The organism is Streptomyces luteogriseus (assembly GCF_014205055.1).
Taxonomy (GTDB): domain Bacteria; phylum Actinomycetota; class Actinomycetes; order Streptomycetales; family Streptomycetaceae; genus Streptomyces; species Streptomyces luteogriseus.
On the sequence record NZ_JACHMS010000001.1, the window covers coordinates 1,478,019 to 1,499,913 of the forward strand.

The 21,895-nt window shown below is 70.6% G+C and carries 16 protein-coding genes and 4 pseudogenes; 11 read left to right on the forward strand and 9 right to left on the reverse strand.

Annotated features, from left to right (window positions below; genetic code table 11):
* From narH to BJ965_RS40595, 8 genes and pseudogenes are all read left to right on the forward strand, one after another.
* Positions 1-1,551: a nitrate reductase subunit beta gene (gene narH / locus BJ965_RS06750; RefSeq protein ID WP_184907830.1), complete on the forward strand. Its 1,551-nt coding sequence runs from the start codon at positions 1-3 to the stop codon at positions 1,549-1,551.
* Positions 1,548-2,339 carry a nitrate reductase molybdenum cofactor assembly chaperone gene (gene narJ / locus BJ965_RS06755; RefSeq protein ID WP_184907831.1) on the forward strand — a complete coding sequence of 264 codons (792 nt, stop codon included), beginning with the start codon at positions 1,548-1,550 and terminating at the stop codon, positions 2,337-2,339. Before narH ends, narJ begins: the two co-directional genes overlap by 4 nt.
* On the forward strand, positions 2,336-3,118 hold the full coding sequence (gene narI / locus BJ965_RS06760; RefSeq protein WP_184907832.1) for a respiratory nitrate reductase subunit gamma: 783 nt from the start codon (positions 2,336-2,338) through the stop codon (positions 3,116-3,118). Before narJ ends, narI begins: the two co-directional genes overlap by 4 nt.
* The gene (locus tag BJ965_RS06765) at positions 3,115-3,750 is read left to right on the forward strand and encodes a vitamin K epoxide reductase family protein (protein ID WP_246545850.1); all 636 of its coding nucleotides are present in this window, start codon (positions 3,115-3,117) and stop codon (positions 3,748-3,750) included. Before narI ends, BJ965_RS06765 begins: the two co-directional genes overlap by 4 nt.
* 176 nt (positions 3,751-3,926) lie before the next feature.
* On the forward strand, positions 3,927-4,508 hold the full coding sequence (locus BJ965_RS06770) for an Rv1733c family protein (protein WP_184907833.1): 582 nt from the start codon (positions 3,927-3,929) through the stop codon (positions 4,506-4,508).
* A 128-nt stretch (positions 4,509-4,636) separates the two neighbouring features.
* Positions 4,637-5,038 carry a hypothetical protein gene (locus BJ965_RS06775; RefSeq protein WP_246545851.1) on the forward strand — a complete coding sequence of 134 codons (402 nt, stop codon included), beginning with the start codon at positions 4,637-4,639 and terminating at the stop codon, positions 5,036-5,038.
* A 41-nt stretch (positions 5,039-5,079) separates the two neighbouring features.
* A pseudogene (locus tag BJ965_RS40590) lies at positions 5,080-5,718 on the forward strand (caspase family protein); the annotation flags it as partial.
* Positions 5,719-6,018: 300 nt separating this feature from the next.
* Positions 6,019-7,503 (forward strand): annotated as a pseudogene (locus BJ965_RS40595) (DNA translocase FtsK); the annotation flags it as partial.
* A gap of 116 nt (positions 7,504-7,619) precedes the next feature.
* Here the strand turns inward: BJ965_RS40595 and BJ965_RS06785 are convergent.
* The 3 genes and pseudogenes from BJ965_RS06785 to BJ965_RS06795 form a co-directional block, all read right to left on the reverse strand.
* Positions 7,620-8,609, reverse strand: a complete 990-nt coding sequence (locus BJ965_RS06785) for an Acg family FMN-binding oxidoreductase (RefSeq protein ID WP_184907835.1) — start codon at positions 8,607-8,609, stop codon at positions 7,620-7,622.
* A 201-nt stretch (positions 8,610-8,810) separates the two neighbouring features.
* Positions 8,811-9,717 (reverse strand): annotated as a pseudogene (locus tag BJ965_RS06790) (type I glyceraldehyde-3-phosphate dehydrogenase).
* A gap of 126 nt (positions 9,718-9,843) precedes the next feature.
* The gene (locus tag BJ965_RS06795; RefSeq protein ID WP_184907836.1) at positions 9,844-10,536 is read right to left on the reverse strand and encodes a response regulator; all 693 of its coding nucleotides are present in this window, start codon (positions 10,534-10,536) and stop codon (positions 9,844-9,846) included.
* Between the two features lie 311 nt (positions 10,537-10,847).
* On the opposite strand from BJ965_RS06795, the gene adhP reads away from it, so the two are divergent.
* Complete coding sequence (gene adhP / locus BJ965_RS06800; protein ID WP_184907837.1) at positions 10,848-11,858, forward strand: alcohol dehydrogenase AdhP; 1,011 nt, start codon at positions 10,848-10,850, stop codon at positions 11,856-11,858.
* 172 nt (positions 11,859-12,030) lie between these two features.
* A complete protein-coding gene (locus tag BJ965_RS06805; RefSeq protein WP_184907838.1) occupies positions 12,031-12,747 on the forward strand; it encodes a CBS domain-containing protein in 717 nt (238 codons plus the stop codon).
* A gap of 401 nt (positions 12,748-13,148) precedes the next feature.
* Here the strand turns inward: BJ965_RS06805 and pflA are convergent, their stop codons facing one another.
* The 6 genes and pseudogenes from pflA to BJ965_RS06830 all read right to left on the reverse strand — a co-directional run bounded on the left by pflA (position 13,149) and on the right by BJ965_RS06830 (position 19,694).
* Positions 13,149-13,895 (reverse strand): pyruvate formate-lyase-activating protein, encoded by a 747-nt coding sequence (pflA, locus tag BJ965_RS06810; protein WP_184907839.1) that lies wholly within the window; start codon positions 13,893-13,895, stop codon positions 13,149-13,151.
* Positions 13,892-16,153: a formate C-acetyltransferase gene (gene pflB, locus BJ965_RS06815; protein WP_184907840.1), complete on the reverse strand. Its 2,262-nt coding sequence runs from the start codon at positions 16,151-16,153 to the stop codon at positions 13,892-13,894. Before pflB ends, pflA begins: the two co-directional genes overlap by 4 nt.
* A gap of 237 nt (positions 16,154-16,390) precedes the next feature.
* A complete protein-coding gene (locus tag BJ965_RS06820) occupies positions 16,391-17,008 on the reverse strand; it encodes a DoxX family membrane protein (RefSeq protein WP_184907841.1) in 618 nt (205 codons plus the stop codon).
* A 238-nt stretch (positions 17,009-17,246) separates the two neighbouring features.
* Positions 17,247-17,504, reverse strand: a pseudogene (locus tag BJ965_RS39180) (universal stress protein); the annotation flags it as partial.
* 355 nt (positions 17,505-17,859) lie between these two features.
* A complete protein-coding gene (locus BJ965_RS06825) occupies positions 17,860-18,762 on the reverse strand; it encodes a universal stress protein (protein ID WP_184907842.1) in 903 nt (300 codons plus the stop codon).
* A gap of 26 nt (positions 18,763-18,788) precedes the next feature.
* Positions 18,789-19,694, reverse strand: coding sequence for a universal stress protein (locus BJ965_RS06830; protein ID WP_184907843.1), 906 nt, complete (start codon positions 19,692-19,694; stop codon positions 18,789-18,791).
* Between the two features lie 383 nt (positions 19,695-20,077).
* On the opposite strand from BJ965_RS06830, the gene BJ965_RS06835 reads away from it, so the two are divergent.
* The gene (locus BJ965_RS06835; protein ID WP_184907844.1) at positions 20,078-21,790 is read left to right on the forward strand and encodes a SulP family inorganic anion transporter; all 1,713 of its coding nucleotides are present in this window, start codon (positions 20,078-20,080) and stop codon (positions 21,788-21,790) included.
* Positions 21,791-21,895 lie beyond the last annotated feature (105 nt).

Genomic DNA, 21,895 nt, shown 5'->3' on the forward strand with positions numbered 1-21,895 from the left:
ATGCCCCGTGGCGAAGCCACCATCGGACGCGTAATGGCTCAAGTGGCGATGGTCATGAACCTCGACAAGTGCATCGGCTGCCACACCTGCTCGGTCACCTGCAAGCAGACCTGGACCAACCGCACCGGCGTCGAGTACGCCTGGTTCAACAACGTCGAGACCAAGCCCGGCGTCGGCTACCCCCGCCGCTACGAGGACCAGCAGCAGTGGAAGGGCGGCTGGATGCTCGACAAGCGCGGACGGCTCGTCCTGCGCTCCGGCGGCCGGATCAAGCGCCTGCTGTCGATCTTCTCCAACCCCGACCTGCCGTCCATCGAGGACTACTACGAGCCGGTCACCTACGACTACGACAACCTGGTCAGCGCCCCCGCACAGAAGGACATCCCCGTCGCCCGCCCGCGCTCGGTCCTCACCGGCAAGCCCACGGCCATCACCTGGGGCGCCAACTGGGAGGACGGCCTCGGCGGCGCACCCGAAAACGCGGGTGGCGACCCGAACCTCAGCGGTGAGTGGGCCGAGAAGGTGAAGTTCGAGTTCGAGCAGACCTTCCTCTTCCACCTGCCCCGCCTGTGCGAGCACTGCCTCAACCCCGCCTGCGTCTCCGCCTGCCCCTCCGGCGCCATGTACAAGCGGGTCGAGGACGGCATCGTTCTCGTCGACCAGGACAAGTGCCGCGGCTGGCGCATGTGCGTCACGGCCTGCCCGTACAAGAAGGTGTACGTCAACCACGCCACCGGCAAGGCCGAGAAGTGCACCTTCTGCTTCCCGCGCATCGAGGCCGGACAGCCCACCGTCTGCTCCGAGACCTGCGTCGGACGGCTCCGCTACCTCGGCCTGCTCCTCTACGACGCCGACCGCGTGGGCGAGGCCGCCGCCACCCCGGACGAGAAGGACCTCCTCGACGCCCAGCGCGGGGTGTTCCTCGACCCGCACGACCCCGAAGTCCGCGCGGCGGCCCGGGAGTCGGGCATCCCCGAGGACTGGCTGGAGGCCGCCCGCCGCTCCCCCGTGTACGACCTCGTCATGCGCTACAAGGTCGCGCTGCCCCTGCACCCCGAGTACCGCACCCTGCCGATGGTCTGGTACGTGCCCCCGCTCTCCCCGGTGCTGGACGCCGTCGACGCGGCGGGCGGAAACCAGGACGACCCCGACCACGTCTTCGCCGCCGTCACCCGGCTGCGCATCCCGCTGGAGTACCTGGCGGAACTGTTCACCGCCGGCGACTCCGAGGTGGTCGCCGGGGTGCTGATGAAGCTCACCGCGCTGCGCTCGTACATGCGCGAGCGCACCCTCGGCGAGGACGGCGACGAGGCCGTACTCAAGGCCGTCGGGCTCACCGTGCGCGAGGCGGAGGACCTGCACCGCCTCCTCGCCATCGCCAAATACCAGGACCGGTACGTCGTCCCCGCCGCCCACAAGGAGGACGCCGCCGCGCTCACCGCGATGGAGAACCGCTGCCCGGTCGAGACGTCCGGCGACCCCGAGCCCCGCACGATCATGCTCGGCGTCCCCACCCTGCGCCGCAACACCACTGCCGGAGGCCGATCGTGAGCCCGCACCCCACGACGATTCCCGCCCTAGTTCGCACCCGCGTTCGGGCCGCCGTACGCCGCCCGGCCCGGCTCACACTCGAGGAGAGGGCGGGCCGAGCGCTGGTACTGCGGCTCGTGTCGCTGCTCCTGCAATACCCTGACTCCGAACTGGCCTCGGCGCGGACGGAGTTGACCACCGTCGTGGAGGCCCTGCCGGCCACGCCCGGGGCGGAACACCTTGCCCGGTTCACCAACTGGTTCGCCGCACAGGAGCCCGAGGCGCTGGAGCGGCACTACGTCGAGATGTTCGACCTGCGCCGCAAGAGCAGCCTCTACCTCACCTACTACCTGCACGGCGACACCCGCCGCCGCGGCATGGCCCTGCTCACTCTCAACCAGCGCTACCGGGCCGCGGGCTGGGACACCGACGGCGGAGAACTTCCCGACCACCTCCCGGTCGTCCTGGAGTTCGCCGCCCTGGCGGGCCCCGGTGGCGGCGAGGCACCGCTGCGCCAGCACAGGCGCGGCCTGGAGCTGATCCACCGGGCGCTGACGGACGCAGGCTCCCCCTACGGGCACGTCCTGGCCGCGCTGCTCACCCTGCTGCCGCCGCCCACCGAGGCGGACCGCGCGGCGGTGGCCCAGCTCGTCGCCGAGGGCCCGCCCAACGAGGAGGTCGGCCTCGACCCCTACGGGACCTACGGGGAGGGGGAGTTCGCTCCTCCCGGCACCTTCGTGCCGCCGATGCCCGCCCCGCCGACGCATGTTCCGCCCGCTTCGACCAGCCGTAGGGAAGGCCCTCGATGAACGCCGCCGTCTCCCCCTTGGCCGCCGCCTCGGCGAGCGGCGCCGATCTGCTCCTGTGGGTCGCGATCCCCTACATCTGCCTCGCCGTGTTCGTGGTCGGGCATGTCTGGCGCTACCGCCAGGACCAGTTCGGCTGGACCTCCCGCACCACCCAGCTCCTCGAACACCGCTGGCTGCGCTGGGGCAGCCCGCTGTTCCACCTGGGCGCCTTCATGGTGATCGCCGGGCACGTCGTGGGGCTCGCCATTCCCGACTCCTGGACCGAGGCCGTCGGCATCACCGAGCACGGATACCACACCACAGCCGTGTGGGCGGGCTCGGTGGCGGGCGTCGCCATGGTCGCGGGCCTCGGCATGTTGTGCGCCCGCCGGCTGCTGACCCGTCAGATCAGGCTGGGCACCGACCGCAGCGACAAGATCCTCTTCCCGCTGCTGTCCGTCACCGTCCTGCTGGGCATCACCGCGACCGCCGCCCACAACGTGTTCGGCGCCGGATACGACTACCGCTCCACCGTCTCCGTCTGGTTCCGCGGCCTGTTCGTCCTCCAGCCGGAGCCCGGGGCGATCGCCGGGGCACCGCTGCTGTTTCAGCTCCATGCCATGAGCGCCTTCCTGCTTTTCGCCGCTTGGCCGTTCACCCGGCTGGTGCACGTGTGGAGCGCCCCGATCGGCTACCTGGCCCGCCCGTACCTGGTCTACAGGCGGCGCACCACACCGACGGCAGCCACGACGGCGGGCGGCCGGACCCGGTCGGCCTCGGGCTCCCGGCGAGCGGCATGAGTCACGGACCCGCGCTCGCACCGGCCGCCCCGTCCACCCGGCCTCCCACCGCGGTGGGCGCGAGCCGCCGCACGGGGTGGGTGATGGTCCTCACCGGGATCGTCGGCTGGCTGGCCTCCTTCCAGCTCACCGTGGACGACTGGCGGCTACTGCGCGACCCGGCCCACCAGCCGCCCTGCGACATCAGCCCCGTAGTGAGCTGCGGCAGCGTCATGTCCAGCCCGCAGGGCAGCCTGTTCGGCTTCCCCAACATGCTGCTCGGCCTGGGCGCCTTCGCCGCCGTGACCGCCCTGGGCATCGCCGTGCTCTCCGGAGCGCGCCTGCACCGCCGGCTGTGGCTCACGCTGGACGCCGGGGCGCTGGTGGGGGTGGTGTTCGCGCACTGGCTGATCGGACAGTCGCTCTACGAACTCAACAAGCTCTGCCCCTACTGTGCCGTGGTCTGGATCGCCACCATCGCCCTGTTCTGGTACGTGACCCTGCACTGCCTGGAACAGGAAATCGTCCCCGTGCCCCGGGGCGTCCCGGAGGTCGTACGGGACACGCACTGGATGCTGCTCGGCGCCTGGTACGGGATCATCGTGCTGCTCGTCCTCACCCGGTTCCGGCCGTACTGGAGCAGCCTTCAGTAACCGGCCAACGCCCTCCGCACAAGCCGCTCACACGAACGACGGCCCCGGCCGGCCTTTCGTAACAGGGCCGATCGGCCCTCCCCACACGACCCGGTTGGTCTCTGCCGCCATCGATCACCGATCCGTCACCGTGGTCGTGTGATCTTCAGGTCCGTCGCGCTCGGAGGGATGCACGCATGTCCAAACGCGGTGGCGGAGTGTGGCTCTGGCGCTGGCGGCGCAACCCGCTCAAGCGGCGCTCCGACGTCACCGAGACCTGGCTGGGCGTCACAGCGCTGGCGGTGCTGCTGCTCGCGGCGCCGTCGGTGGGCGCAGCCGTGACCGCCGTAGGTGAGCGCTCAGCTCTCGACCGGGCGCAGGGCCTGCACCGCACGGCCGCGCGGATCGTCGAAAGGGTCCCCGCGGCGCCGTCACGATTCTCCGACATGGCGAACGACCAGGTACGGGTGACCGTACGGTGGGCGATGTCTGACGGCTCCTCCAGGACCGGTGAGGCTCTCGTGTCGGCGGGCAGCAAGGCGGGCTCGTCCACCACGGTGTGGCTCGACGACACGGGCCGCCTTCGTCCGGCCCCTCCCACCCCTGCCCAGGCCAGGTCGCAGGGTGCCGCGCTCGGTGCGGCCGCCGGAACGGGCGTGTGCGTCCTGGTGGTGGGCGTCTGGTGGGCTGCCCGTCTACGGCTGGATGTGCGTCGCGGGTCGCAGTGGGACCGAGCGTGGATCGCATTCAACGCCAGTCGGGGTCACCGGCACGCGTAGGACGTCTCCGGCAGCGGGCCCATCTCCCGGGTGCCTGCCTGTTCAACTCCATAAATCGTTCCCCCTCTTGAAGGTAGGCTGATTCACGTCGGCAACTTCCGGGGGGTTCTGTGGCCAGCGCAGACTTGATGACCGTGATGCTCGAGGGTGCACCGGCCAGCGATCGGGTCGAACTCGACGAACTCACGATCCAACTCCGAGCCTCCCTGCTCGAATTGGAAGTTGATCGCGTCGAACTCGTCCGCTCCCGGAGCGTGCCCGCGGGTTCCAAACCCAGTGACGCCATCGCTCTTGGCGCTCTTGCGGTCTCCCTGTCGCCCATCGCCTTGCGGGGGGTGCTCAGGCTCCTCGAGACCTGGATCACGAACCGTCCCATCCGCAAGGTGCGAGTGTCTTTCGGTGAGGACAGCATCGAGCTGGAGCAGGCTTCGTCCGAGGACCAGCGGCGTCTGGTCGACGCCTTCATCGCGGCCCATCTGCCCATCCCGGGTGTGCAGCCGGACAGAGACGACGCACCCTCCGGGACGTGATATGCCCTGCTTGATCCTGGAGAGACACATGGCTGGTGGCCATGCCCGGTAGCCGCCAAGCACTGCTCATCGCCACCGGCGAGTACGAGAATCCCGCCCTGCAACGGCTCCGATCACCGGCGCGTGATGCCGCCGGGTTGGCCGAAGTGCTGCACGATCCGCGCATCGGACACTTCGACGTGGTTCAGGTGATCGATCGGCCTCATCATGAAGTGACGCGCTCCATCGAGGGCTTCTTCCTGGATCGAAGTCGCGACGATCTGCTCCTGCTGCACGTTTCCTGCCACGGCATCAAGGACGACAACGGGAGGCTCTATTTCGCAGCCAAGGACACGGACAGAAGGCTCCTCGCGTCGACGGCGATATCCGCAGCCTTCGTGCAGGATCAGATGAACCGTTGCCGGGCGAAGTCGATCGTGGTGCTCCTGGACTGCTGCTACAGCGGTGCTTTTCTACCGGGGGCCAAGGGCGACACTGCTGTGCACGTGAACGAGGTCCTCGCAGGCCACGGCAGGGCCATCCTCACGGCCACCAATCGCACCGAGTACGCCTGGGAGGGCGAACACCTCAGTGAGTTGCTGCCTGAGCCCTCCAGATTCACTGGGGCGATCATCGACGGGCTGCGCACCGGCGACGCTGATCAGGACCAGGACGGGATCGTCACCGTGCCCGAGTTGTACGACTACGTCTACGAGCGAACCCTCAGCGCCGGCGTACGGCAGAGGCCGCAGATGTGGGCCGAGCTGGAATATCGGGTGGCCGTCGCGAGATCGGTCAAGGTCGCCGCACAGCGAACACTCCGGCCCCCGGCCACAGTCCCCGGGCCCTATCCGCCCTCGCCCTTCGACGCGCACGTCAGCACGGCCTTGGACGCCATCGCCCTTGAATCGCGGACCAACCGACGTACAGAGAAGGCGCGTGCCGTCGCCGAGGGCACGCTCTCGTCCTGGCCCACACGGCCCGCTACAGAACCGCCACGGGTGTCCGGCGACATCCTCTACTCCCTGCCCTCCCTCGACCTCCTCACGCGCGGGGCCCCCGGCAAGGCGCGCAGCGCCGCCAACGACCGCGTCGTCGCCTCACTCACCAATGTCTTCTCCGAGTTCAAGGTCGATGCCCGCGTCACCGGCTTCACGCGCGGGCCGGCGGTCACGCGCTACGAAGTCGAGCCCGGGCCCGCCGTGAAGGTCGAGCGGATCACCGCGCTGACGAAGAACATCGCGTACGCCGTCGCCAGCCCGGACGTACGGATCGTGAGCCCGATCCCCGGCAGGTCCGCGGTCGGCATCGAGATCCCCAACACCGACCGCGAGATGGTCAGCCTCGGTGACGCGCTGCGCCTCGCGGCCGCCGCCGAGGACGACCACCCCCTGCTCGTCGCGCTCGGCCGGGACATCGAGGGCGGCTATGTGATGGCCAACATCGCAAAGTTGCCGCACTTACTCGTCGGCGGAGCCACCGGTTCCGGCAAATCGTCCTTCATCGACTGCCTGATCACGTCCGTCATGATGCGCGCGACCCCGGAGGACGTGCGCATGGTCCTGATCGACCCCAAGCGCGTCGAGCTGGCCCTCTACCAGGGCATCCCGCACCTGATCACGCCGATCATCACCGACCCGAAGCGGGCCGCCGAGGCCCTCAAGTGGGTCGTACGGGAGATGGACCTGCGCTACGACGACCTCGCGGCATACGGCTTCCGCCATATCGACGACTTCAACCAGGCCGTGCGGGGCGGCAAGGTGAAGGCGCCGGAGGGCAGTGAGCGGGAGCTCCAGCCCTACCCGTACCTGCTGGTGATCGTCGACGAGCTCTTCGACCTGATGAAGGTCGCGCCGCACGACGTCGAGGACGCGATCGTGCGCATAACACAGCTCGCGCGCGCGGCCGGCATCCATCTGGTGCTCGCCACGCAGCGGCCGTCGGTCGACATCGTCACCGGTCTCATCAAGGCGAACGTCCCCTCACGGCTCGCCTTCGCCACCTCCTCGCTCGCGGACTCGGGGGCCATTCTCGACCAGCCCGGCGCCGAGAAGCTGATCGGCAAGGGTGACGGGCTGTTCCTGCCGATGGGCGTGAACAAGCCGACGCGCATGCAGGGCGCGTTCGTGACCGAGGACGAGGTCGCGGCGGTCGCCCAGCACTGCAAGGACCAGATGACGCCCGTCTTCAGGGACGACGTCGTCGTGGGCACCGAGCAGAAGGGGGAGATCGACGAAGGGATCGGCGACGACCTCGACCTGCTGTGCCAGGCAGCCGAACTGGTTGTCGCCACGCAGTTCGGGTCCACCACCATGGTCCAGCGCAAACTGGGCGTCGGCTTCGCCAAGGCGGGGCGGCTGATGGACCTCATGGAGTCCCGCGGGATCGTCGGGCCCGGCGAAGGGTCCAAGGCTCGTGGCGTGCTGGTGAAACCTGACCAGCTGGACGGCGTGCTCGCCGTGATCCGGGGACAGGCGGGTGCCTAGGCGGCATGGTCACAGATACACCATCGCCGTAACCTGCTGCTCTCCCGGATTTCAACAGCCAGCCGGTCAATGAGGCAGTCGAGCCCTACGGCCCGGCCGAGCGGCGCGGCACCTCGTCATACGCTCTCCAGGACGTCCCGTACCGGACGGCGAGGCGTGGCCGGGCCGCGCGGGCCATAGCCCAGACGCAGCACCATCTGTACCTGGCCGGTGCCCGAGCCGGGGTCGCGGGCCAGCAGGCGCAGCTCGCGGTTCTCCAGGGCGTGGGAGGTCAGGGAGGTGGCCAGGTCGGCCAGAGTGGCCTCCAGCAGGACTCGCTCAAGGGCCTGGCCGGCGCGCATCCAGTCGGCGGGGCTGTCGCCCGGGGTGCTCAGCAGGGCGAGGTGCGGGGTGCGCTCGAAGGTGATGGTGCCGCGGTCGGCTACCTGCCGGCGCCCGGCGAAGTCCCGTACGGGAGCCTTGCCGTCCCGTTTGCGGGGCCCGAAGGCGTACTCGGGGACGCCGTCGACGGCGGTGTCCGCCTCCGGTCCGAGCCGGGTCCAGCGCAGCAGGTCCTCGTTGGCGCCGGGGGCCATGACGTCGCGGCTTTCCGCGTCGCGCACCAGGTCGAGCACGGTCTCCGCATGCCAGGCGCCGGGGAAGTGCAGCTCGGCTCCCTCCTGCGCGGCGGCGTCCTGCAAGGTGGTCCGGACGTCTTCGGGCACGTCCTTGTCGGCGAAGGGGTGGCGGCTGGTGTGCCGCTGTCGGATCGCCGGGTGCAGCCGCGCCAGCTCGTCCTCCCGCGGGCGCCCGGCCGGGGCGGCCAGGTGCAGGGCGGCGAGCAGCAGCGGATCGTGCGGCTCGGGCAGCAGGTGCGCCTCCGGGACGAGGTCGGCGTGCGCCGCGGCGACGCGCAGGTTGAACAGCGCCGCGCCGCAGCCGATGTGCAGCGCCCGGTTGTCAGGATCCGAGTGGGGCATGGCCCGCTCCGGGTCGGCATACAGCTGGACGAGCCGCTCGCCGGTCAGGAAGCGGAAGCGCCACGGCTGCGCGTTGTGCATGGACGGGGCCGCCACGGCGTCGGCCACCAGCCCCGCCACCGTCTTCTCCTCCAGCCGCGATGCCATGACATCCTCCTCGCGCGTTCCCGATACGACAGGGTCCCACTCCGTCGGGTACCCAGACGAGCGGATCACCGTACGTCCCTGTGCCACGACGAGCTGTTTCCCCGTTTGCCGACGAGCCGGCGCGGGGTTCCGCAGAACGTCGCGGTATGGCCACCCGAGGCGACGGCCGCCTGCCGCTTCTCGTCTGACAACCCGGCCCCGTCAGGCATACGGGAGGCGAGCGGCGCCGTACTCGGTGAGGTCGAGCAGACGGTTGGTGTAGCCCCACTCGTTGTCGTACCAGCCAAAGACCTTGACCAGCTCGCCGTGCGCCTGAGTGAGCGGGGCGTCCAGGACGCACGAGGCCGGGTCGCCCACGATGTCGCGGGAGACGATCGGGGCGTGGGACACCCTCAGTACGCCCTTGAGCGGCCCGTCGGCGGCCTCCCGGAACGCGGCATTGACCTCGTCCGCGGTCACCGGCCGGTCGAGGACCGCGCTCAGGTCGGTCAGCGAGCCGTCCTCGACCGGCACGCGGACGGCGATGCCGTCCAAGGTCCCGGACAGCTCCGGCAGGACCAGGCCGACGGCCCGGGCGGCGCCGGTGGACGTGGGGATGATGTTGACGGCGGCACTGCGGCCGCGGCGGAGGTCCTTGTGTGGGCCGTCGAGGACGACCTGGTCGTCGGTGTAGCCGTGGATGGTGGTCATCAGTCCCTTGACCAGGCCGAAGTGCTCGTCGACCACCTTGACCACAGGGGCCACGCAGTTGGCGGTGCACGAGGCGTTGGAGACGACGTGGTCGTGCTCCGGGTCGTAGGTGCCTTCGTTGACGCCCATCACGATCGTGGCGTCGACGCCCTTGCCCGGCACGGACAGCAGCACCTTGCGCGCCCCCGCAGTCAGGTGCAGGCCCGCCTGAGGTGTCGTCGTGTCCGACGGTGCGGCCGAGGCGGCCGTACGTCGAGTCGTACGCCAACAGGTGCGCCAGTGCGGCCGACGAGGTGATGTCGTTGATCGCCACGATCTCGACCGGTGTGCCGGCGGAGGTCTCCGCGCGCTCCAGGACCAACCGCAGGTAATTGCGTCCGGTACGGCCGAAGCCGTTGATTCCCAGCCGCACGCCCATGTCCGTCGCCCTCCCGGTCGATCCGCCTCTGGATGCACTGCCAGCCTGCAGGCGGGAAAGGAGAGGGAGCTTGGGCCGGACGGGGGCGAGCCGGGGGACGTTCGGCCCACGGCTCGCCCGGGGGCGTCAGCGGCCTTCTTGCTTGAGCCGGTCCTGGGCCTGGGTGGCGATGACGGCGGCCTGGATGCGGCGCTCGACGCCGAGCTTGGCGAGCAGCCGGGAGATGTGGTTCTTGACCGTCTTCTCGGCAAGGTAGAGCCGCTGGCCGATCTGCCGGTTGGTCAGCCCCTCGCCGATCAGGGCCAGGATCTCCCGCTCCCGCTCGGTCAGGCCGGGCAGGGCGTCGGGCTCGGGCTCCGGCTCCTGTCCCTGGCGCAGCCGGGCCATCAGCTTGGCGGTGGCGCTGGGGTCGAGCAGGGACTGACCGCGGGCCACCGTGCGCACCGCCGAGACCAGGTCCGAGCCCTGGATCTGCTTCAGCACGTACCCGGAGGCACCCGCCATGATCGAGTCCAGCAGGGCCTCCTCGTCGTCGAAGGAGGTCAGCATCAGACAGGCCAGCTCCGGCATCTGCGAGCGCAGCTCCCGGCACACGGTCACGCCGTCGCCGTCCGGCAGCCGCACGTCGAGCACCGCTACCTGCGGGCGCAGTGCGGGCACGCGCACCAGCGCCTGCTCGACATTGGCGGCCTCGCCGACGACTGTGATGTCCGGTTCGTCGTTCAGCAGGTCGTGCACCCCACGCCGTACCACCTCGTGGTCGTCCAGCAGGAAGACCCGGATCGGGTTGTCGGGGCCGGGCTGCGCGCCGTCCGCCATCGGATGCTCCTAGTTCTGCGCTTCCACACCGTCTGAATCCTGTACCGGACGTCACCCGCTGGGCGCGACCGATCCTTTCTTACTGCAGATCTTGCGCGATCGCGGGCCAAAGGGCCAGGGCCGATCGGCCCTACTGGTCCCAACGCCTCGGTCTACCGCCGGGGTACCCGGTCGGAGCGCCCGCCCAGAGCCGGTTGAGGCATCTCGGGGCCGATCGGCCCCACCCACGAGGACGTCCAGCACCTGCCACCACGCCGCGCCGCGGCCGACCCTGGGACTGCCCGCACCGACAGAGCTTTGAGGAGCATTCCATGAAGGCAGCAGTCGTCCGGTCGTTCGGCGAGCCGCTGGTGATCGAGGAACGTCCCGACCCGGAGCCCGGCCCCGGCCAGGTCCGTGTCCGGCTCGAGGCGTCCGGGCTGTGCCACACCGACATACACGCCGCGCACGGCGACTGGCCGGTCAAACCCGATCCGCCGTTCGTCCCCGGCCATGAGGGCGTCGGCATGGTCGAAGCGCTGGGCGAGGGGGTGACCCACCTGGAGATCGGGCAGCGGGTGGCCGTGCCCTGGCTGGGCTGGGCCTGCGGACGGTGCGAGCACTGCCTGTCCGGCTGGGAGACGCTGTGCGAGCAGCAGCAGAACACCGGCTACAGCGTGGACGGAGGGTACGCCGAGAAGATGCTCGCCCCGGCCGACTTCGCCGCCCCTGTCCCCGACGGCATCGACCCACGCGACGCGGCCCCGCTGACCTGCGCCGGCGTCACCACCTACAAGGCCCTCAAGGTAGCCGGTGTCCGGCCGACCCAGCTGGTGGCGATCTCCGGGGTCGGCGGCCTCGGCCACCTTGCCGTCCAGTACGCGAAGATCGCCGGAGCCACCGTCGCCGCGATCGACGTCACCGACGACAAGCTCGACCTCGCCCGGGAACTCGGCGCGGACATCCTCATCGACGCCCGCAAGGAGGACCCGGCCGAGGTGCTCAGGCAGCACGGCGGCGCCCACGCGGCCATCGCACTGGCCGTCGACGAGCAGGCGTTCGCCTCCGTCCATCGCGGTCTGCGGCGCGGCGGCAAGCTGGTCATGGTCGCCCTGCCCGCCGGCGGAACGATCCAGGTGCCGATCTTCGACACCGTCCTGAACGGCACCTCCGTCATCGGCTCCATCGTCGGCACCCGCCAGGACCTCGACGAGGTCTTCCAGCTCCACGCAGCCGGGCGCACCAAGGTCATCTACGAGACGCGGCCGCTGGACACCGTCAACGACTCCATCGCCGACGTCCTCGACGGGCGTATCAAGGCCCGCATCGTCTTCGAGATGTGACCCGCCCGCGTCCCGGGCTGCGGCCGCTCGGCCGACAGAGCCCGTGCGCTCCGGCCCCCGATGCCATCGCAGACGCCGTGTCCCACCGGACTTCACGCCGGCCCGCGTCCCGGCACAGCAGCATCCATCACGTTCCCCCTGCGGACGGTGGACGAGGAAGGGAGTTGGCGTCATGGCCCGCACGGTCGGCGAGGTGATGACCAGCGAGGTCGTCGAAGCACGCCGGGAGACATCGTTCAAGGAACTGGCCCTGCTGCTGGACCGCCACCGCATCACCGGCCTGCCCGTGGTGGACCACGACGACAAGGTCGTCGGCGTGGTCTCCGAGACCGACCTGATACGCCGCCAGGCAGCCCAGGCCACCCGTGGCCGCGTACGGCGGTTCCGCAAGGCGGCGCCGCGCCGTTCCACCCGGCACGCGACCACGGCGGCACGGACCACAACCGCGGAAGAGCTGATGTCGACGCCCGCCATCACGGTGCATCCCGAACAGCGCGTCGCGGACGCCGCTCGGGTCATGGAACGCCACCACGTCGACCGGCTTCCCGTGGTGGACGAGGAGGACCGGCTGATCGGCATCGCCACCCGGCGGGACCTGCTGCGGGTCTTCCTGCGAACGGACGAGGAGATCCGACGGGACGTCACCGACGATGTCCTCACACGCGCCATGTGCCTGCCGCCCCACACCGTGATCGCCTCGGTTCGGGACGGCATGGTCACACTTGAGGGGCAGGTCGAGCAGCGCAGCGACATCCCCCTCACCATCCAGCTGACCTGGCGGGTGGACGGCGTGGTCGGCGTCGTGAACAACCTGACGTCCAGTGTCGACGACACCCCTCCGTCCGAGCAGCACCCCTCGGGCGGAGTCACCCACCCCTGGCTGCGTTGATCTTGGCCGAGACTGCCCGACAGTCCTCCCGCGGGTCGGGCTCTTCCGGCCTGCGCCACGAGCCACCCACGACGAGGGCGGAGTCGACCCCGGTCCATGGGCGGTTGCCCGGGTCAGCATGGGCGCGATCGAAGCGAACAGGCCGGAAGTCGGCTCCGGGCAGTGCCGCAGCCAGGAGCTGACAGGGCTCCGGAACCTCGCGCCACGGACCGTCGTGAAAGTCCCACCAGCCAGTCGTCCAACTGCACTTTGGCCGCGACCAGTTGTGCACAAGCCTGCCTGAGCGCACCTGCATCCATCCGGTTCCCTCCCCCAAGGGTCAGCGGAGGCGGGACACCGGTCACAAGCCGCACCGCACCGGGAAAACCGGCCTAAGGCAGGCGCCGTGAACGGCGCCTCAGTCACAGGGCCCGCAGGCCGTGCTCCCGGAACTGCTCGCGCACCCGATCCGTCAGCTCAGGATCCGGCGCGGGTGTGTCGCGCAAGGGGAAAGGGATGCCCAGCGCGTCGTACTTGTGCGCGCCGAGCTTGTGGAACGGCAGGACGTCCACCCGGTCGACGTTGCCCAGCCCGGCGAGGAACGTGCCGAGCCCGTCGACGGCCGCCGGGTCGTCGGTCCAGCCGGGCACGAGGACGTAGCGGATCCACACCGGGACGCCAAGCCGGTCCAGGCGGGTGGCGAAGGTGAGGGTCGGGGCGAGGTCTCCGCCGGTCAGCTTCCGGTAGGTGCGGACGTCGAAGGACTTGATGTCCAACAGGACCAGGTCGGTGTCGGCGAGAAGTTCGTCGGTCGCGCGGGCGCCTAGGAAGCCAGAGGTGTCGAGGGCGGTGTGCAGACCGAGTTCCTTGCAGCGGCGGAGGATGCCTGCCGTGAACGCGGGCTGCAGCAGGGCCTCGCCGCCCGTGAGTGTCACTCCCCCGCCCGCGGTGGTGATGAAGGGCCGGTACTTCTCGATCTCGGCCATCACCTCGTCGACGGTGGCCCTCTTGCCGTCGCGCAGGTGCCAGGTGTCGGGGTTGGCGCAGTACAGGCAGCGCAGCGGGCAGCCGCTGAGGAACAACACGAACCGGGTCCCGGGGCCGTCCACTCCCGTGGACAGGTCCCAGGAGTGGATCCGGCCCGTCACCGGCTCGGCCCTGGTGGTCACAGCGATCCGTGGAAGGTGCGGCTGATCACGTCGAGCTGCTGCTCGCGGGTCAGGCGGACGAAGTTGACGGCATAGCCCGAGACGCGGACCGTCAACTCCGGGTACTTCTCCGGGTGTTCCATGGCGTCCTCGAGCATCGCCCGGTCCAGGACGTTGACGTTCATGTGGAACCCGCCGGAGGCCATGTAAGCGTCCAGGATGCCGACCAGATGCCCGGCGCGCTCGGCCGGGTCGTGGCCCAGTCCCTCGGGCGTGATCGTCGTGGTCAGCGAGATGCCGTCCCGGGCCTGCTCGTACGGGAGCTTGGCCACCGAGAGGGCCGAGGCGGCGACGCCGTGCCGGTCCCGGCCGTTCATCGGGTTGGCACCGGGTGCGAAGGGCGCCCCGGCGCGGCGGCCGTCGGGGGTGTTGCCGGTGTGCCTGCCGTAGACGACGTTGGAGGTGATGGTCAGCACCGACTGGGTGTGCTCGGCGTTCCGGTAGGTGGGGTTTTTGCGCACCTTGGCCATGAACGACTCCACCAGGTCGACCGCGATGCTGTCGGCGCGGTCGTCGTTGTTGCCGTACGCCGGGAACTCCCCCTCGGTCCGGAAGTCGACCGCGAGTCCGGTGGCGTCCCGGAAGACCTTCACGCGCGCGTACTTGACGGCGGACAGGCTGTCCACGGCGACCGACAGGCCGGCGATGCCGCACGCCATGAAGCGGTGCACCGGGTGGTCGTGCAGAGCCATCTCGATGCGTTCGTAGGCGTACTTGTCGTGCATGTAGTGGATGACGTTGAGCGTGTTGACGTACGTGGCCGCGAGCCAGTCGAGCATGTGGTCGTACGCCGCCCGCAGCTGCTCGTAGTCCAGGTACTCGCGGGTCAGCGCGGGCGCCTCGGGGGCGACCTGCTCGCCGGTCATCTCGTCCCGGCCGCCGTTGACCGCGTACAGCAGCGCCTTGGCCAGATTGACCCGCGCGCCGAAGAACTGCATCTGCCTGCCCACCGCCATCGCGGAGACGCAGCAGGCGATCGCCGTGTCGTCGCCGGTACGCGGACGCATCAGGTCGTCGGACTCGTACTGGATCGCACTGGTGTCGATGGAGATCTGGGCACAGAACCGCTTGAAGCCCTCGGGCAGTCGCGGCGACCACAGGACGGTGAGGTTCGGCTCGGGGGCGGGGCCCAGGTTGTGGAGGGTCTGCAGGAAACGGAACGAGGTGCGGGTGACCAGCGGGCGGCCGTCGGTGCCGACGCCGCCGATGGACTCCGTCACCCAGGTGGGGTCGCCGGAGAACAGGGTGTCGTACTCGGGGGTGCGCAGGAACCGTACGATCCGCAGCTTGATCACGAAGTCGTCGATCAGCTCCTGCGCGCGCGACTCGTCGATGGCCCCCTCGTCCACGTCGCGCTGGAGGTAGACGTCCAGGAAGGTGGAGGTACGGCCCAGCGACATCGCGGCGCCGTTCTGCTCCTTCACCGCGGCCAGGAAGCCGAGGTAGAGCCATTGGACCGCCTCGTGCGCAGTGGCGGCGGGGCGCGTGACGTCGCATCCGTACGAGGCCGCCATCTCGGCCAGCTCGTCCAGCGCCCGGATCTGCTCGGCGAGTTCCTCGCGGTCGCGGACGACGTCCGGGCTGGAGGGCCGCGCGTCCAGCAGGGCACGCTCGGCCCGCTTGGCCGCGATCAGGCGGGCCGTGCCGTACAGCGCGACGCGCCGGTAGTCGCCGATGATCCGGCCGCGGCCGTAGGCGTCCGGCAGCCCGGTGATGATCCCGGCCTTGCGGGCGGCCCGCATTTCGGCGGTGTAGGCATCGAAGACGCCGGCGTTGTGGGTCTTGCGGTAGGTGCTGAAGACACGATTGACGAAGGGATCGGTCTGGTAGCCGTACGCCTTCAGCCCGTTCTCCACCATCCGCAGCCCGCCGTTGGGCATGATCGCCCTCCGCAGCGGGGCATCGGTCTGCAGACCGACGATCAGTTCGCGGTCGCGGTCGATGTAGCCCGGCCGGTGCGAGGTGATGGTGGACGGGGTGCCCGTGTCGACGTCGAGGACACCGCGGCGCCGTTCCTCGGGGAACAGAGCGGCCACCTTGCCCCAGACGGCGAGCGTGCGCTCGGTCGGCCCGGCCAGGAAGGTGGAATCGCCTTCGCACGGCGTGTAGTTGGCCTGGATGAAGTCGCGCACATCGACGTGCTCCCGCCAGTCCGTGCCGACGAACCCCCGCCATGCCTCGGTAGTCGACCGAAGTCCAGCTGTCACCGTTGCCGTCATCGCCGGTCTCTCCCTCACTGTGCAGGTGAACTGTCTGCACTGTCGATCCTCGTTGCTCGCGGTGCCCCCGAGGAGGGCCGGCCGGCGTACCAGGGGCGCGCCGTCCGTCCCTCGCTTTCCGGGCCATTGGGCCCAGGCAGGCGCGGCCTCGCCACACCGAGTCGGCGCGGGCGAACGAACGGACCGGGGCACCCCGCCGACGAGCGGAGGTGCCCCGGTCAGACGAGCGCGCGGCCCTCACAGCAGCCAGCGGTTGCGGCTGACGAGGGGCAGCCGCGCCCACGCCTTGCCCAGTCCCCAGGTGGCGCCGGCGCCCGCGACCGCCAGGGCGATCAGGACGATGGCGTAGATGAGGTGGTAGTCGGCGAACGGGTTGGTCGACATGCTCGCCGACCCGTCGGACAGGTGCTTGGCCGGCGGCCATTCGGCGATCCACATGAGCGCCATCATGGCGGTGCCGGCGATGGCGGCGAGCCGTAGGCCGATGCCCGCGATCAGGGCGAGGCCGATGCCCAGCAGACCGAGCATGAACAGCCAGTCCGCCCACGCGGCCCCGGCCCATTCGTGGAACGTGGACTCCATGGGGCCGACGGCGACCCCGCCGAGGAAGCCCTTGGCCGGTGAGCCGCCGTCGATCCAGCCCTTGCCCGCCGGGGTGGCATAGCCGAAGCCGAAGGTCTTGTCGAAGAACGCCCACAGGAAGACGAACCCGGTCAGCAGACGCAGCCCGGCGAACACGTACGCGCTCGTCGCGGTCGTCGCTGCCGTGTCGGTCGCCGCCGGTGCCGTCCCGGTCCTGCGCAGGGACGGGAAGCGGAACCCCGTGTGGCGGTGCGGGTGATCGTGGACTGCCATGATGCTCATCCCCTCCGAGGGAGCTGCTCCTGAGATGTCGTCTCTCGTCGCGCTTTCAATGTGCCGCTTGCGTGACGTGCGTCGGAGAGGCTGCTGGGCCCGGACGATGGCCCGAACGTCCCTTCGTACGGGGCCCTTTGGCGTGGATCAGCCGACCCAGGTCCAGTCGGCGACGTCCGAGAGGTCGGTGCCGTGGGCGCGGATCCCGTCGCGGTGCCGCAGGCGGGCGTCCTCCATTCGCGTCCGCGCTCTCCCCCGCCAGCGCCCGCACCGCGCCGCCTTCCACGGCCCTGGTCTCCACCGGCAGACCGCTATGGCGCTCGTGGACCCGTGCCGCGGCCGAGGCCAGAACCGGTCCCGCCTCGTCACGGTCGGCCACCGCGTAGACGATGCGCAAAGCGGTGCCGCGGCGCACCGCTTCCTCTGCGGCCCGGTCAAGCGCCCGAACGGCGACCAGCGAACCGTCCAGTCCTACGCTCACATGACGGTCAGTCATCGACTCTCTCCCTTCTGTTGCCCGGGCTGTCGCTCCGGGGTGCTGAGCGCGGTGGCGCGCTCGTCGCCGATCGGCTGAGCGTCGATCCCACGCGGCTCCACGGAGGATGCTCGTCGTCCGCGGACTCTGCGGGCAGAGGCCGGCGGAGCCCGTCGGCACGCCATGCGGCCCCGTCCCTCCGGGCCGTGCGGCCCCGGGCCCGGCCGGACGAGAGGAGAGTGGAAAGGAGAGGGGGGAGGTCCCGCCGCCCATGCTCGATCCGCCGCCCAGACCGTCATCGACCGGCTGCGCGCGCCCGCCGACGTGACGTGCGGACCTACGTCCCGGACCACGCGGCGAGCCGCTGAGACGCCGGTCAGGCGTCCCGCTCCGGGTGCGGTACGACGGCGACCGGGCAGGCCGAGTGGTGCAGTACCGCGTGGGCGACCCGCCCGAGCTGGAGCCCGAAGCGCCCCTCGCGACGCTTGGCACCGACCACCAGCAGGTCGGATTCGTGCGAGGCCCCGACCAGCACCCGCCGGGCGGGGCCCTCGACGGTACGCCGCCGCACGCTGACGTCCACGGGGAGGTCCCGCAGTGCCGCCTCCAGTTCCTCGGCGGCCTGCTTCTCGTGCAGTCGGGCGGGCTCGCCGGCCAGCAGGGGGTGGTCGGTGCTCTCGTGCGCGGGGCACCGCCAGGCCCGTACGGCCTCCAGAGGTACGCCGCGTCGCCGCGCCTCCTCGGCGGCGAACCTCACGACTGCCGACTCCTTTGCCTCGTCACCGACGCCCACCACGACGCGTCCATGGACCGCGGGCGTCGCCTGGTTGTCGTGACTACCGCGCAGTACGATCACCGGGCAGTCGGCGTGGGCGGCAACGGCCAGGCTGACCGAGCCGAGAAGCATCTCGGCGACGCCGCTGCGGCCGCGGGTGCCCACCACCAGCGCGGAGGCGTTCCGGCCCTCGCGCACCAGGGCGTACTCCGGCTCCTCGAACACCACGTCGGCGGTCACCCGCAGGTCGGGATGCCGGACGCGGGCCCGCTGCGCGGCGGCGCCGACGACGTCCTGGGCCAAGGGCAGCGCGGTCGGCTTGCCGATGTCCCGGGCGAGTGCGGCCCCCTCGTACCGCTCCCACAGGCAGGCGTACACCACCCGCAGCGGCACCCCGCGCAGCACTGCCTCGCCGGCCGCCCAGTCGACGGCACGCAGGCTCGGCTCGGAACCGTCCACGCCCACGACCAGGGGCCCAGGGGCTCGTTCGGCCGGTGCGTTCATGATCTCCACTCCCTCGGATGGTGCGTTCAGTCGTGCGCGATGACGGCGACGGGGGCGGTGGCGTGGTGCAGTACCGCGTGCGTCACGGATCCGATGCGGGCGCCGATCGGGCTGCGGCGGATCCGGCGGCCGACGACGACCAGCGATGCCTCGTGGGAGGCGTCGATGACGTGGTTGGCAGGGCTGCCGGAGCGGGACTCCTCGACGACCTCGACGTCCGGGTACTTCTGCCGCCAGGGGCTCAGGACCCTGGCGAGAGCGGCAGCGTCCTGTCGGCCCAGTTCGGCGTTGAGCTGGGGGTCGGCGGGCAGGCCGTAGGCGAAGTAAGGCGGCAGGTTCCAGCCGTGCACGACCTTCAGCGCGGTGCCACGGCGGGCGGCCTCCTCGAACGCGAAAGCGATCACGGTGTCATGGGGATGGTCGGTGTCCAGGCCGAGCACCACGGGCCGGTAAGCGGTGGCGGCGGACGGGATGCCCGCAGGGTCCTTCTCGTGCTCGTCGGCGGCCTGCTCACCGGCTCGCACGAGGACAACGGGGGTCTCGGTGCGAGCGATCACGGCCGCGCCCACGGACCCGACGAGGAATCCACCGATCCCACTCAGTCCGCGGGAGCCGAGGACCAGCAACTCGGCGTCCTTCGCCGCCTCGGCCAATGCGTCCGTCGGCCTGCCGGAAATCTGCTCCATGGCCACGTCAACGCCCGGGTGGCGCAGGCGAAGTCCCTCAGCCGCCTCGCGCGGAATCCGCTCGCTCCAGTGCGCCTGCGTCTCGGAACCCAGAAGCGGGGCCTGCGCGATGGGCTCCGGGACGGGCTCCCAGACATGCACCAACTTCAGCGGCAGGCCACGCAGCTTCGCCTCGCGGGCCGCCCACTCAGCAGCGGCACGGCTCTCGGGCGAGCCGTCGAGGCCCACGGTGACGGTACGGGACATGATGTCCTCCTCCTGATCGGGGTTCCGAGTCCCAGGATGGTGGCGGGGCAAGGGCACGGTGCAGAGACCGCAGGTCCCTCGTCGGGGGCCGATAGGCCCCATGGGCCGAGCATTGGCTCGCCATGCAGCGTCCGTCGACTCCGGCCGACGACAGGGCGGCGCGTGCGAGCGGAACGAAGTCGAGCGGTGGCGTCCGGGCGCGCCCAGCCTCGGTTCTCGGAGCGCTCGTGTGCAGTTTGCTCCCCAAGGAGGTGTCAGCTGCCGCTGCCCGGCATGTCGACGAGCAGCGCTGTGTCAGCAGCGGATGCCTCGCGGGCCGTTCGGCACCTCGCGGTCGGCCGGAAGCCCGGAGGATCCTGAGTTCCTTCGGCCCAAGGAGGATCATGTCCCAGAGCTCGGTCGACCGTGCTCCGAGGTGGCGCCGCCTGGTGCCCGGGCTCGGCGCGCTGCTCGGCTATCGGCGCTCGTGGCTGAGGGGCGACGTCCTGGCCGGAGTGACGGTGGCCGCGTATCTCGTGCCCCAGGTGATGGCGTACGCGGGCGTGGCCGGCCTGCCGCCGGTCGCCGGGCTGTGGGCGATCCTGCCCGCGCTCGCCCTGTACGCCCTGCTGGGCTCCTCCCGCCTGCTCTCCGTCGGCCCCGAGTCGACGACCGCGCTGATGACAGCGACGGTGGTCGGCCCGCTCGCCGCCGGAGATCCGGCACGCTACGCGGCGCTGACGGCCACCCTCGCGATCGCGGTCGGCCTGCTGTGCTTGCTGGCATGGGCGGCGCGGCTCGGCTTCATCGCTGATCTGCTGTCCCGGCCGGTGCTGATCGGATATCTGGCGGGCGTGGCACTGATCATGATCGTGGACCAGCTACCCAAACTGACCGGTGTCCCGACGACGGGCTCAGCCTTCTTCCCCCAACTGTGGTCCTTCGTACGCCACCTGTCGCACCTCCACGTGGCCACGGCCCTGTTCTCCATGGTGGCGCTCGGCGTCCTCTTCACGGTGGCCCACTTCTTCCCCACCGTCCCCGGCCCTCTGCTCGTCGTGGTGTTCGCTACTGCGGCCGTGGCCCTGTTCGACCTCGACGACCACTACGGCATCAAGGTGATCGGCGACGTCCCGTCGGGCCTGCCCGCCGTGGCGCTGCCCGAGCTGACCGAACTGCCGCATCTGGTGCTCCCCGCCCTGGGCGTCCTCCTGGTCGGCTACACCGATGTCATCCTCACCGCACGCGCCTTCACCACGCGGGACGACCAGGGTCCCGGGCTCGACGCCAACCAGGAGTTCCTCGCCCTGGGCGCGGCCAACCTCGGCGCGGGCACGCTGCACGGCTTCCCGGTCAGCAGCAGCGCCAGCCGAACCGCGCTCGCCTCCTCAGCGGGCGGGCACAGCCAGGCGTACTCACTGGTGGCCGGTACGGCTGTCCTCGCGGTCCTGCTCTTCCTGAGCCCGCTGCTCTCCCGCACCTCCACGGCAGTCCTCGGGGCGCTCGTCGGCTACGCGGCCGTCCGCATGATCGACCTGACGGGCTTCCGGCGACTGGCGTCCTTCCGCCGCCGGGAACTCCTGCTGGCGCTCGGCTGCCTGACCGGGGTTCTCGCCCTGGACATCCTGTACGGCGTGCTGGTCGCCGTAGGCCTGTCCGTGGCCGAACTGCTGAGCCGGGTGGCCCGCCCGCACGACGCTGTTCAGGGCCTGGTCCCCGGCGTAGCCGGCATGCACGACGTCGACGACTACCCGCAAGCCCGCACCATCCCGGGCCTGCTCGTCTACCGCTACGACTCCCCGTTGTTCTTCGCCAACGCGGAGAACTTCCGCCGCCGGGCCCTGGAGGCCGTTGACGAACAGACCGAACCGGTCCGCTGGTTCGTCCTCAACACCGAGGCCAATGTGGAGGTCGACATCACCGCCCTGGACGCGGTCGACGAAGTCCGCCGCGATCTCACCCGCCTCGGCATCGTCTTCGCCCTCGCCCGCGTCAAGCAGGACCTGCTGGACGACCTGACGGCCTACGGCCTGACGGACACCGTCGGCCGCGAACGGATCTTTCCCACTCTGCCGACGGCGGTGGCCGCGTACCGGAAGTGGCGCCGCGATCAGTAGACCGCCCGGAGGCCCACCTCCCACAGGGGGAGGACTGCGGAGCGCCTGGCGATCACACCACCGCCGGCGCTCACCGGAACGGCTGCGACAGACAGAGCCGAAAGT